The organism is Streptomyces solicavernae (assembly GCF_029968095.1).
GTDB classification, from domain to species: Bacteria; Actinomycetota; Actinomycetes; order Streptomycetales; family Streptomycetaceae; genus Streptomyces; species Streptomyces solicavernae.
In genome coordinates this window covers 61,459-71,829 of record NZ_JASCIR010000033.1, presented here as the reverse complement: position 1 = coordinate 71,829, position 10,371 = coordinate 61,459, and the positions used below count along the sequence as shown (strand labels likewise).

The 10,371-nt window shown below is 66.0% G+C and carries 12 protein-coding genes and 1 pseudogene; 4 read left to right on the top strand and 9 right to left on the bottom strand.

Annotation, left to right across the window (positions count from 1 at the left end; translation table 11 throughout):
* Window positions 1-13 precede the first annotated feature (13 nt).
* Window positions 14-337: pseudogene (locus QIS99_RS27225) on the top strand (Uma2 family endonuclease); the annotation flags it as partial.
* Between the two features lie 13 nt (window positions 338-350).
* On the opposite strand, the gene QIS99_RS27220 reads toward QIS99_RS27225, so the two are convergent.
* The 6 genes from QIS99_RS27220 to QIS99_RS27195 form a co-directional block, all read right to left on the bottom strand.
* Entirely contained in the window at window positions 351-953 is a 603-nt protein-coding gene (locus QIS99_RS27220) for a hypothetical protein (RefSeq protein ID WP_282516324.1), read from the bottom strand.
* 11 nt (window positions 954-964) lie between these two features.
* Complete coding sequence (locus QIS99_RS27215) at window positions 965-1,573, bottom strand: hypothetical protein (protein ID WP_282516323.1); 609 nt, start codon at window positions 1,571-1,573, stop codon at window positions 965-967.
* Entirely contained in the window at window positions 1,570-3,345 is a 1,776-nt protein-coding gene (locus QIS99_RS27210) for an alpha/beta hydrolase (RefSeq protein ID WP_282516322.1), read from the bottom strand. Before QIS99_RS27210 ends, QIS99_RS27215 begins: the two co-directional genes overlap by 4 nt.
* A gap of 3 nt (window positions 3,346-3,348) precedes the next feature.
* The gene (locus tag QIS99_RS27205; protein WP_282516321.1) at window positions 3,349-3,807 is read right to left on the bottom strand and encodes an amino acid ABC transporter permease; all 459 of its coding nucleotides are present in this window, start codon (window positions 3,805-3,807) and stop codon (window positions 3,349-3,351) included.
* Between the two features lie 55 nt (window positions 3,808-3,862).
* Window positions 3,863-5,077 carry a type VII secretion-associated serine protease mycosin gene (mycP, locus tag QIS99_RS27200; protein ID WP_282516320.1) on the bottom strand — a complete coding sequence of 405 codons (1,215 nt, stop codon included), beginning with the start codon at window positions 5,075-5,077 and terminating at the stop codon, window positions 3,863-3,865.
* Window positions 5,078-6,593: 1,516 nt separating this feature from the next.
* The gene (locus QIS99_RS27195) at window positions 6,594-7,100 is read right to left on the bottom strand and encodes a hypothetical protein (protein WP_282516319.1); all 507 of its coding nucleotides are present in this window, start codon (window positions 7,098-7,100) and stop codon (window positions 6,594-6,596) included.
* 466 nt (window positions 7,101-7,566) lie between these two features.
* Between QIS99_RS27195 and QIS99_RS27190 the strand changes: the two genes are divergently transcribed.
* Together QIS99_RS27190 and QIS99_RS27185 are read left to right on the top strand one after the other, a co-directional pair.
* Window positions 7,567-7,926 (top strand): type II toxin-antitoxin system RelE/ParE family toxin, encoded by a 360-nt coding sequence (locus QIS99_RS27190; protein ID WP_282516318.1) that lies wholly within the window; start codon window positions 7,567-7,569, stop codon window positions 7,924-7,926.
* Entirely contained in the window at window positions 7,923-8,264 is a 342-nt protein-coding gene (locus tag QIS99_RS27185; protein WP_282516317.1) for an XRE family transcriptional regulator, read from the top strand. Before QIS99_RS27190 ends, QIS99_RS27185 begins: the two co-directional genes overlap by 4 nt.
* 59 nt (window positions 8,265-8,323) lie before the next feature.
* Here the strand turns inward: QIS99_RS27185 and QIS99_RS27180 are convergent, their stop codons facing one another.
* The 3 genes from QIS99_RS27180 to QIS99_RS27170 form a co-directional block, all read right to left on the bottom strand.
* Window positions 8,324-8,698 carry a hypothetical protein gene (locus QIS99_RS27180; RefSeq protein ID WP_282516316.1) on the bottom strand — a complete coding sequence of 125 codons (375 nt, stop codon included), beginning with the start codon at window positions 8,696-8,698 and terminating at the stop codon, window positions 8,324-8,326.
* 42 nt (window positions 8,699-8,740) lie between these two features.
* The gene (locus QIS99_RS27175) at window positions 8,741-9,496 is read right to left on the bottom strand and encodes a WXG100 family type VII secretion target (protein WP_282516315.1); all 756 of its coding nucleotides are present in this window, start codon (window positions 9,494-9,496) and stop codon (window positions 8,741-8,743) included.
* Between the two features lie 84 nt (window positions 9,497-9,580).
* Entirely contained in the window at window positions 9,581-9,913 is a 333-nt protein-coding gene (locus QIS99_RS27170) for a type VII secretion target (protein ID WP_282516314.1), read from the bottom strand.
* Between the two features lie 138 nt (window positions 9,914-10,051).
* Here QIS99_RS27170 and QIS99_RS27165 point away from each other — a divergent pair, with 138 nt between their 5' ends.
* On the top strand, window positions 10,052-10,360 hold the full coding sequence (locus QIS99_RS27165) for a hypothetical protein (protein ID WP_282516313.1): 309 nt from the start codon (window positions 10,052-10,054) through the stop codon (window positions 10,358-10,360).
* Window positions 10,361-10,371: the final 11 nt, after the last annotated feature.

The window sequence follows — 10,371 nt, the reverse complement described above, 5'->3', positions numbered from 1 at the left end:
CGGAAGAGGTTAACCGGACGTGATGGTGATCGCCGAGGCGGACATGGAGGGCGAGGGGGCCTTTGATCCGCGTACCGTCATCGCGGCCATCGAGGTCGTGTCCCGCTCCAACCCGGAGAACGACTGGGTGAGCAAGGTGCGCGACTACCCCCTCCTCGGCATCCCCGTCTACGCCCTCTTCGACCCCCGCAGCGCATCCGGCGCGATCAAGACGGACATCCACCCCACCCCGGACGGCCCGCGCTACGCCACCCGCAAGGACTTCGTCTACGGCGAACCCGTCACCGTCGCGGACTGGACCATCCCGACGGACGGCCTGCCCCGCTACCCCGCGTAGGGACTGCGGTGGATCACTTGGCGGGCTTGTCCGAAGACCAGAATTCGGAGCGGACGTTGGGTCGGGGGATGGGGTCCACGTTTTTGTAGGAGGGGCCGTTGGGGGATGTGGTGGGGTCGGATACCTCGGACTTCTTGACGCAGGGGGTCGAGACCCGGAAAGAAGCCTGCCGCTTTGCTCCGATGGTGAGATCAATGCCGAATCCGTCCTTGGACTGGGCATACAGCGCAGGAAACTCCTTGTCCTTGTTCACTGCCTTGATCTCGTATCCGCTCTTCTCCCAGGACCGTTGGACGATTCCGAGGAAGGAACCCAGTCGTTCCTTGGAGATGATGGTCATCACGACACGATGGCGCGTCACATCGCATGAGCCCGCGCTGTTGTATCCGTGAGCCCACTGCACCTCAGGACGGATCGCGCTCATCGTGGCATCAAGCATCGCGTCGGCCCGCTCGGCGGCTTCCTGCATGGTCAGGTTCGTGGCGGGCGCCAACGGAACGCCGGCTGGCTGCTGCTTGTCCGCCTTTTCTCCGACTCCGACTCCGCAGCCGCCCACGGTCAGGAGGGCTGCGACAGTGACCACCGGCAGGGAAATCCGGCAACTCCTGAGTTTCATGGCAATGATTTCTATTCATCAGGCCCGGCTGAAGACCAGTAGTCCGACTCGTGGGACGGGGTTGGATCAGGCTTTTCCTCCGGCCCGTCAGGTTTTCCGGGTGTTCCCGCCGGAAAAGTTAGGCTTGACTCTGCTGCGCAAGGTGATGTGATGGTGAAGTAGGCGGCGCCCTTGTAGCCGAACTCGACCGAGATGGCGAAGCTGTCCGGTGTCTTGGCGAACAGGCTCGGCATCTCCGGATCGGCGTCGGCGCCCGTCAGGGTGTAGCCGTTCTTCTTCCAGTGCCGTTCGATCAGGCCAAGGAAAGCACCGCGGCGCTGCTCCGAAATCTTCGTGGTGATTACTCGACTTCGCTTGACGTTCGCTGTCCCGGTCGGCTCGTTGACGCCGGTGCTGCAGGCCACCTCATTTGACGAGTATCGTTTCCACTTCACCTGCGGCGTGACGGCGTTAATGCTCTCATCGAGCAGCCGCTCATCCCGGTCCCCTGCCTCCTGCATGTTCATTCTGGGCCTCTCGACGGTTTGATCCTTTTCCTTGGGCGCGGCCCCGCACGAACACAGCAGTGTGACTGCGAGCGCTACCCAGGCCATGTGGCCGGTGATGCTCCGACGACTCATCGAGGCTGCACCTCCTCGATGCGGTCGCCATGGCCGGACACGATCTTTCCGATGTTCTTCAATGATTCCGGCCCCTGCTCAGGATCGAAGTAGAGGGAGTGTGCCGGAAGATCCCCAGTGGCGAGGCCTCCCAAGCCAGTGTCTTCTCCTGCCTCCACTTTGAAACGGTGGCCGCCGAAGCCGCTGCTGGCGGGATCCTCACCAAAGGGGCGCTCGCTGTCGAATTCGCTGCCGGGAGCGATGTAATTGAGGAGGTTCCTCTGCGGGAGGCGCGTTACTTGGTCGTTCTCCGCTGCGCCGACGTAGACGTGATCCGGGTCCACACCCAGATCAGCGGCTCTGTCGACACCGACACCCGGGCTTCCGACCAGGATCACCTCATCAGCACGAAGGCCACCTGGCTCCTGGCTTGCCTGGCCCACTGTCAGCGATCCGTAGGAGTGACCGAGTGCCGTCACGTGAGGCTCTTCTCCCTCGTGTGAGGCCTGAATTCCCTGAAGGAACTCGCCGTAGGCAGGCGCGCCTGCCTGAGCGTGGTCGTCGAACATGACGTCCGCTGTGTCCAGGCCAATTCCCCGCAGCTGTGGTGCGTCGTAGCCGAGCCAGACGATCGACGCCGTTGAGCCCGGGCCGGCGTACACCTCGGCAGCATCCGCTACATCTTTGGCCCGCTTGACATCGGCGCTGGCGAAGTGGCCGTCGAGCCGTGTGTTGAGTCCTGGCACGTAGGCCGACACATGCTTCGCGGTGTCCGGGTTCCCGTAGGACACGATCGCGCGGCCGTTCCCCTCATCTCCGATGCCGAGCAAGTAGACGGGAGGCTGCGAACCCTCATGCAACCGGGATTCGATCCCTCGGAGCCCGGCCAGCATCGTCTTCGAGGCTTCATCGCCCTGGCCCTCCAACTTCCCGATCAACAACGGAAGGTTGTGCCTGTTGGCCTCGTCCCGCGCCAGCGCCGGGATCCCGTCCAGGTTGCCGATGATGTCGGGGTAGACCGACAGGTATTCCTGGCGCTTTTCCTCGGTCAGGCCGTCCCACCAGTCCTTGCGTGCGGCCGGTGACTTGTCGGACGGGATGTCCTCCTTGAGGTACGCGGATGCTTCCTTGCGTACGGCGGTGGCGTCCCTGGCTGCGTCCTTCCAGGTGCTCGCCCCGACGTTCAGGCCCTTCTCGGCCTTCAGCCTGTCGAGCGTCCTGGTGTACCGGGCGTCGACTTCGTTCGCGTCGTACACGGCGCGTGCGATCCGGTCGGCGATGCCCTGGGCCACGGCGTGGTTCGGGTTGGGGTTGGTGAGGAAGGCGTCCCTTCCCTCGGTCAGGCGGGGGCCGCCGGTCGGCTGCTCCAGTGCTCCGGGCTTGCCGTGCGTACTCCCGCCGGGGAGCTTCGAGCCGTCGAGCAGGTTCTTCCCGGCGGCCGGGTAGCTGACCGAACCGTCCGCGCCTACCTGGAACTTGAGCTCGGCCGCTTCGGCGAGTGCGTTCTTCAAAGACTTCTGCGGGCCGCGCAGATCGTGAGCCAGCCCGTTGACGGTGGACCGGATCATGCCGCACTCGGTGTACAGGTAGGCGTAGTTCCGGGACAGCCGCCGCATCCGCTTCACCGCAGCTCGGGCCGATTCGCCTTCCTGCGTCTGCTCGATCCTGGCGACCATGCCTTTGTCGACCCGGTCCCGGGCGGCGTCGGAGGCGTTGCTGACGTCTCCCCAGCCGTCGGCCGCGTCGTCCAGCTGCCGGAGGTTGAGGTCACGAAGCTGCTGCCAGGTCAGCACGGGTCACCGGCCCTTCTCGTTGCCGCTCAGCCACGGCACTTCGAGGTTCTTGAAGGATTCCTTCAGCTTGGCGTCGGCTCCCGTCAAGTCCGCTGCTGTGCCTCGGAGATGGGGAACAAGCTGCTCGCACTCCTCCGCCACGGCGTGTAGACGCTCCTCCCACGAGGTCAGCACGGAGCGGAGCGCATCGATGCTGTCCAGGCCATTCGTTCCGGTGGAGACGCCGTAGTGTTCGAGCTCGTACTTGTTCTTGATCCCGTCGTGCGCACTGCCCAACTTGCTCGCGGCATGTTTGGTACGGCCCCGCAGGTCGTCGGCGACGCCCGCGGCATCGTGCCAGGCCTTGTCGTCGTGCTTCAGCTGGGCGCCCTTGCCGCTGCCGCTACTTTCGGCGCCGGCCTGATTCAGCCGCATCCGCGTCGCGTTCTCGGCCTTGATCTGTTCCCATTCGTCCCACGCCATGCTCGTACCCCGTTCTCGTTCTCGTTCGGAAGTTCTGAAGTTCTGTTGCTCTGAGTCACCCAGTGCCGGTCGTTCGGCGTCGGCTGCGGGCTACCAGGGCGGCGACGGCCAGGCCGAAGAGCGCAGCTGAGCCGATGCCGACGGTCACCCAGATCGTGGAGTTGTCGTCCCTCACACCCGAATCCGAGGCCTCGGTATCGCTCCTGTCATCCGTGCCGGAATTGGGCTCGGATCCCTCTGGCGACGGTGACTCGGAGGTCTGGGCAGGGAAGTCCGGGAGCGGGTACTCGTCCGCTGGTCCCGGGTCGCCCGGGTTCTTCAGTGCGATACGGGGGCGGATCGCGCCGTACCCGAGGTAGTCGGTGCGTTCCTTGCCGCTGTTCGGTTTGCTGGCGGTGTTGAGCATGACGCGGAGTACCTGGTTGTTGGTCCAGTTCGGGTGCTTGGACCAGATCAGGGCGGCGGATGCGGAGGCTATGGCGGTGGCGTCGCTGGTGCCGTGGCCCTCACACACCCCGGTTTTGCCAGCGCAGGCAGTCACCATCTCGTCGCCGGGCGCGGCCAGATCCACCTGAGGGCCGTGGTTGGACTCCTCAGTGGCTGTGAGGTCTCTGCTGATGGCGGCCATGCCGACCACGCCTGGCAACGCGGCCGGATACATCTTCGGGTTCCCCCGCTGGCCATCGTTGCCCACACCCGCAAAGACCAGCTTGCCCTTGGAGAGCGCGTACTTGATCGCATCTTCGACGGCATGGACCTTGCGAGTGGTCGCGAGCGAGATGTTCAAGATCTGAGCGTCGGAGTCTGCTGCGTAGCGAATGGCCGGGCCCAAGGCCTTGTCGAAGTTTTCCGGTCCCATACCGACCGGCACTCTGACTGGCAGGATCTTCGCCCCTGGGGCGAGTCCGAAGGCGCCGTTCCCTGCAGGGCCTACGCCGGTGGCCGCGATCAGCCCAGCCATGCTCGTGCCATGCCCATCGAAGTCGTCGTGCTCGTCACCGGCACGACTGGTGAGGTCCTTGCCTTTGAGGATCTGCCCCTGTAGTTCCATGGGGCTTTCTACGCCGCTGTCGATGACGGCGACGGTAACGCCTTTGCCGGTGCTGGTCTTCCACATCTCTTCGGCGTGCATGGCGTCGAGGTGCCACTGCCGTTCTCGGATGGATTCGGCATGGGCGGGCGCTGCAGGGATCGTCGCCAGCAGCATGCCAAGGGCAGCCGTTGCCGTACGGCCGTACCGGCGTGCTGTCTTGGTGTTGCTGGTGTGCATCGTCGTCCTTGTGCTGGTGTGGTGCGCCATCACTCGATCACGGGTGGTACGGCTCGGCGGTGTCCCAACTGCCAGGTTTCTTCTGGTTCGGTCGCTCGGCCTGATTGGCTGGTTGAGCTGTTCATCCGCCCCGCGCCGGGCTGTGCTGGAGTTCCTGTGACGTTGCCCGTCGCGGCATCGCCGAGTCGGGTGTTGGTGTGAGGTGTCCGTGGTGCGGGTGGCTGGGATTCCCCGATGACTCCGCGGAACGGGAGGGTTGAGGAGTTCGGTGTGCCGACGGCTCCGCCGGGCGTTGTCGCTCGCGGGGTGCTGAGCGGTGCTGGGCTTCGTTGGCTCGGTGTCTGGCCGCCGGCTCCTGGTGTACCCGGAACACCGGGTACGTGGCCACGTGCCGGTGCAGCCTGCCCGGACTGGGGTGCCTCTCCTACGACGGTGCCGCGTGGGATCGTCCCGGGGGCAGGGTTGTTGGCGGTCGGTACCGGACGGCCACCGATGATGCCATTGCCGACAGGGCTTCCGGGGATGCCGCGGTGGCCGGTGGGAGGGCGGCTGCCGGGGAGCGCCTGGGCTGGCTGTCCTGGACGTACTGGTGAAGAGGGCAACCCAGTGATCGCAGGAGGGATCGCAACCTCCGGCCGCGCGGCAGGGGGCGGTCCCGGTGTTGGAGTTGCGGGAGCCGCCGGTCGCTCGGGGGGTGCCGTCACACCGTCGAGCTCTGTCCGGACAGGGGTGCTTATGGGCTGGTCAGCGCCAGAAGGTGTCGCTTGGCCGGAGGAATGGGCGCCACCTGCTGCGGCGTGAATCGGGCTGTTCTGCTGCTGGCTGCTGACCCGTACGGCGGGTCTTTCGGCCAGGCTCGTCCCGCGGGAGACGTCCCCTTGGCTGCGTACACTCTCGGGTCTCGGCACAAACCGCTCCGGCAATTCCGGAAACCTGGGCGCCTCCAGCCGCTCGATCTGCTCCGTCGACCCGGCGTACGACTGTGCCAGCTTCACCATCAGCCCGGCTGCGTCCGCGTGGTCCTTGGCGTACTGGGTCTTCGCGTTCTTGACCTCGGAGGCGGAGGGGGCGTTGTGGGTTCCAGTACCCGAATTGTCCGTCGCTGCATGGGTGTTGAGGATGGTCTGCGAGGCCAACGCTTGCTTGTACAGGGTTTCGATCTGGGGCTTGACCTCGTACAGCGTGTCCGCCGCGTGCCCCATCCACTTGCCTGCCGACTCGCTGTACTCGCCGACCCGCAGCGTCGTCATCGCTGCCTTGTGGCACCACTCGCGGAACGCGTCTCCCGCTTCGCCGTCCCACTCCACGGCCAAGCTGTGGTCCCGCAGGTCGCTGCCGATCTCGCGGATCGTGTGTGCCGCTGCGGTGAGCAGGTCGCCCAGGCGCTTCGGTGTTGCACCATTCGCCGCGGAGACCATGGCCCACAGTTGCTCGGGATCGTACGACTGGAAGCGGCCCGTCATGCCTGCGCGTACGAGTCTGTTCTGGAGCTCGGCGGTCCAGTCGGACGCAGACATTACAGACCTCCCGCAACCTTGTCCGCCGACTCGGACGCGGGGGCCTGCTCGCGCTCGTGACCGCCCCGGTCACGCCAGCCGTCCACGATCGCGTCGGTCTCGGTGCGGATCCGGGACAGCTGGGCTCTCACCTCTTCGTCCATGTTCTGGTAGCCCGCCTTCGAAGCGTCGACCGCCGTCAGCAGCGCCTCGATCTGCAGCCCCAGCATCTTCGACAGGTTTTCCAGCTGCCCGTGCACCTTGCGGTACGCGCCGCGCAGGCTCTCCGCCTCGTTGAAGTCGCCGAGATCCCCTGCCGGGAGGACCCCGTCCGCGATGTTCTTCGGCGCGGCCTCGGACTTCTCCAGTTGCCACAGCAGGTGGTCGACCCGCTTCTTGAACGTCGACAGGGTCTCGCTCTCGACCCGCAACTGTTTCGGCGTGATCCCCGCCGCGACTGCGGTGGCCGTGCCCATCGCCTGCACCCGTGCGGCGACCGCAGCCGGATCCATTCCGTTCCCCGTCACAACACCCTCCCCGTCAGGCCGAGGTGGCGTCAGCATCTCGGCTCGGCAGTCACCCTAATTTGCGCCCGTGACAGGGGAAAGCCTGGTCCTGGCCAGAACCCTTCGCCGCGAGCGTGACGATGCGCGGGACCACCCCGAGCTTCGCGCCCCAGAAGGGCAAGAGAGAGGCAGGCGGCAGGAGGATCGACTCCGTGGTCGATCCCCCTTCGCGGCTCACCCTTCGAAGGGCACCCACTGGTCTTCCTGATCAGGGTTGATCATGCGCCCCACACGAGGGCTGTGTTGATCAGTCCCGGCTTGTCACGTGTGGCCAGGGAGGGCGTTTCAAGGCTGTCTGCGACTTCTTCCAGCTCTGGGCGGAGTGAGGGAGGTGCGAGTTGTGAGTGCGCCGTGGGGGCATCGACGCCCTCGATTATTAGGCAGGGGTGATATTGTGTAGAGGTAATGCTTGAAAGTGAGGACGCGCATGGGCTTCAGGATCATCGTCGTGGAGCCGGCCCTCGGATGGATCCACGAGCTCCGCAAGAGTGACCGCGAGGCTCTTGCCCAGATTGCTGCCGCGCTCGACGTGCTCCAGGTCGAGGGTCCCGCGCTGGGCCGTCCGCTCGTGGACCGGGTTGCCGGATCGAACCTGCCCAACCTGAAGGAGTTACGTCCCGGCTCCAGGGGCAGCACTGAAGTGCGTCTCCTCTTCGCCTTCGACCCCGCACGTAACGCTGTGGTGCTCGTCGGCGGCGACAAATCCGGGAACTGGACCGGCTGGTACCGGACGGCCGTCAAGGCGGCCGAAGCGGCCTATCAGGCGTATCTCAAGGAGGAATCGTGAGCACTCTCAAGCCGACGCGGGCTGAAGCTGCGGACTGGAGTGACCTCAGGGGCGAGCTCGACTTCACTCCGGACGAGCAGGCGAGCGTGGAGGAGCGGGCGGCCGACATGCTCGCCGAGGTGCGTGCCCACCGCCTCGCCGAGGTCCGTAAGCGGCAGCACATGACGCAGGCCGCAGTGGCCGAGGTGCTCGGCGTCACCCAGGGGAGGGTCTCGCAGATCGAGAAGGGAGCCGTCACCCGGACCGAGGTCGAGACCCTCGCCGCGTATGTCGCTGCACTCGGCGGGCGCCTCAAGATCGTCGCTGACTTCGGGGACGAGTCGCTGGTCCTCGGCTGAGGCGAGGTGCCACGTGGCTGCTCGGCGCTGACCGGTTGCCGGAGGGGTTGCGGCGGTCGTCAGCGGTTGTGCTTCTGCCCCCGTCGCTGTGCCGCCTCCGCGCGCTCGCGGTCGATCTCCGCGCGCTGTTCGGCGAGGTAGTCGCGGGCCGCTTCCATCTGGCGTTCGCGTTCCTCGCGCGGGATCGCCTCGTACGCGCGGCGGCCCTCCGCGAGCTTCTCGCCGAGCGCGTCCGCGTACGCGCCCACGCGCATCGCCTCGCGCAGGCCGACCCGGCCGGACAGGATCTCGCGGGCCATCTCCTGCAGGGTCGGGCCCGCCTTGTCGCTCTCGGCGAGCTTCTGCAGGGTCTTGCGCAGGGCGCGGGCGCGGGCCTCGTCGCCGCCGGTCATCGAGGTGAGGTCGGCGTCGCCGATCTGGCGGTCTTCAGCCATGAGCATCTCCGGGGTTCCAACTGCGTACGTGCATACGCGGGTTCAGGCGATCGCCTTGTTCGGGTGGTCGTACGCCGTACCCGGCGCGGGGAAGTTCTTGAACGAGTTGCTCAGGTCGTTGGCGAGGTTCTCGACCGCGCTCGCGGTGAGCTGGGCGAGCTGCTGAGCCTGTGTGATGGCCTCGGTGGCGGTGCTCCACTGGCGCAGGATGTTGGCGATCTCCAGGGCGGCGAGCCCGTAGCCGACGACCGCGCCGACGCCCGTCCAGGACAGCGCCGAGCCGGCCGCGATCTCCAGGCCGACGATGAGGAGACCGTCGATGATCCCGGACAGGATGCCCTTCACGCCCTCGGCGCTGAGGTACGCGGAGTGCGCCATGTGCCGGTACGCCTCCTGGAGCTGGTCCAGGGTGTCCTGCTGCTCGCCGAGCTTCTTCGCGAGCTCCTCGAAGTAGACGTACGCGGCGTCGGCGGCGTTGCCGTTCCAGGTGCCGTCGAGCGCGCCGTTGCCGGACTTCACGTTGGCGGCGACGGCGTCGCAGGCCTTGCCGACGTTCGTCCAGACCTCGGCACACCTGAGGAACGCCTCCCAGTCGCCGCTGTACCAGTCGATGACCTCTTCGAGCGGGTTGAATCCGAAGACGAGGTTGATGGCCTCGGTGATGTACCAGGTGGGGCTCATCAGGTCGCCGCAATCGTTGAAGATGTCGACGAGGGCGCCCTGCGAGAACTCTTCCGGGTTCTCATTGGGGGCGGTCAGATGGCTCGACGGTTCCGAGACGTCGCTGAATCCGGACATGCGAGTCGAACTCCTGGGGAATTACGGGGCGATGGGCTGACGTCGCTTCGCGAACAGCCGGGAGCTGTCGCACACAGCCGCGAACTACCGCTTGCTTTCCGGGTACTTGGTGTCGAGGTCGGCCGCATTCCCGCGGTCGGTCTCCGTGTAGTACGTGGAGACGGCGGAGAGTTCGGTCCGGCAGGCGCGGAGGATGGACTCCGTCTTGGTGAGGGCGTCGCCGAGCATGGTGACCAGGCCGTCGTGGGAGTTGGCGAGGTTGCTGATCAGGCCGTTGTCGTACCAGCCGACCTCGGTGTGGGAGTCGACGTACTTCTTCGCGGCCTGCATGTCGTCCGCGGCGCGGCCGATCTGGGTCGAGTAGCTGCCGATGTCGCCCGGCTCGACCTTGAAATCCGTCACGTCGCCCTCGCTCATTTTTTCTCGCGCATGCTACCGCATGATTACCGGCGGGTATTCTTGATCTTGAATCCGTTCGGGAACTGTTCCGGATCTTGAATGCCGTTCCGGTGCTCGGCCTTTGGGGCGTACGTGAAATCACGTAGCCTGCCGAGCATGCTGATGAACGATATGGGCGACAACTCGCGGGCACAAGTTTGGGATCGTATTTGGAATCGAATGGCGATGCTTGCGGGCGGCATTGGCGGATTGCTGGCTTTTGCCGGAATCGCGATGCTGGTTTCGCCGGGCAGTTCGACCGGGGCGCGCGTGGCCGGCCTGGCGCCGGTGGTCGTCGGCGGTCTCGCGATCCTCGCGGCGGTACGGGCGCACCGTACGCGCAGCCGGAAGCTGATGGCTCTGGCGTTCGTCTGCGTCCTGGGCGGCGGGGCGCTGACGGGGATCCTGCAGGGGCTCACGGCGTGAGCGATGGCGAC

Coding starts and splice junctions, on each gene's coding strand:
- QIS99_RS27165 (WP_282516313.1), top strand. CDS start 10,052: ATGCTGATGAACGATATGGGCGACAACTCGCGGGCACAAGTTTGGGAT.
- QIS99_RS27190 (WP_282516318.1), top strand. CDS start 7,567: ATGGGCTTCAGGATCATCGTCGTGGAGCCGGCCCTCGGATGGATCCAC.
- QIS99_RS27205 (WP_282516321.1), bottom strand. CDS start 3,807: ATGGCGTGGGACGAATGGGAACAGATCAAGGCCGAGAACGCGACGCGG.
- QIS99_RS27215 (WP_282516323.1), bottom strand. CDS start 1,573: ATGAGTCGTCGGAGCATCACCGGCCACATGGCCTGGGTAGCGCTCGCA.
- QIS99_RS27220 (WP_282516324.1), bottom strand. CDS start 953: ATGAAACTCAGGAGTTGCCGGATTTCCCTGCCGGTGGTCACTGTCGCA.
- QIS99_RS27175 (WP_282516315.1), bottom strand. CDS start 9,496: ATGTCCGGATTCAGCGACGTCTCGGAACCGTCGAGCCATCTGACCGCC.
- QIS99_RS27170 (WP_282516314.1), bottom strand. CDS start 9,913: ATGAGCGAGGGCGACGTGACGGATTTCAAGGTCGAGCCGGGCGACATC.
- QIS99_RS27180 (WP_282516316.1), bottom strand. CDS start 8,698: ATGGCTGAAGACCGCCAGATCGGCGACGCCGACCTCACCTCGATGACC.
- mycP (WP_282516320.1), bottom strand. CDS start 5,077: ATGCACACCAGCAACACCAAGACAGCACGCCGGTACGGCCGTACGGCA.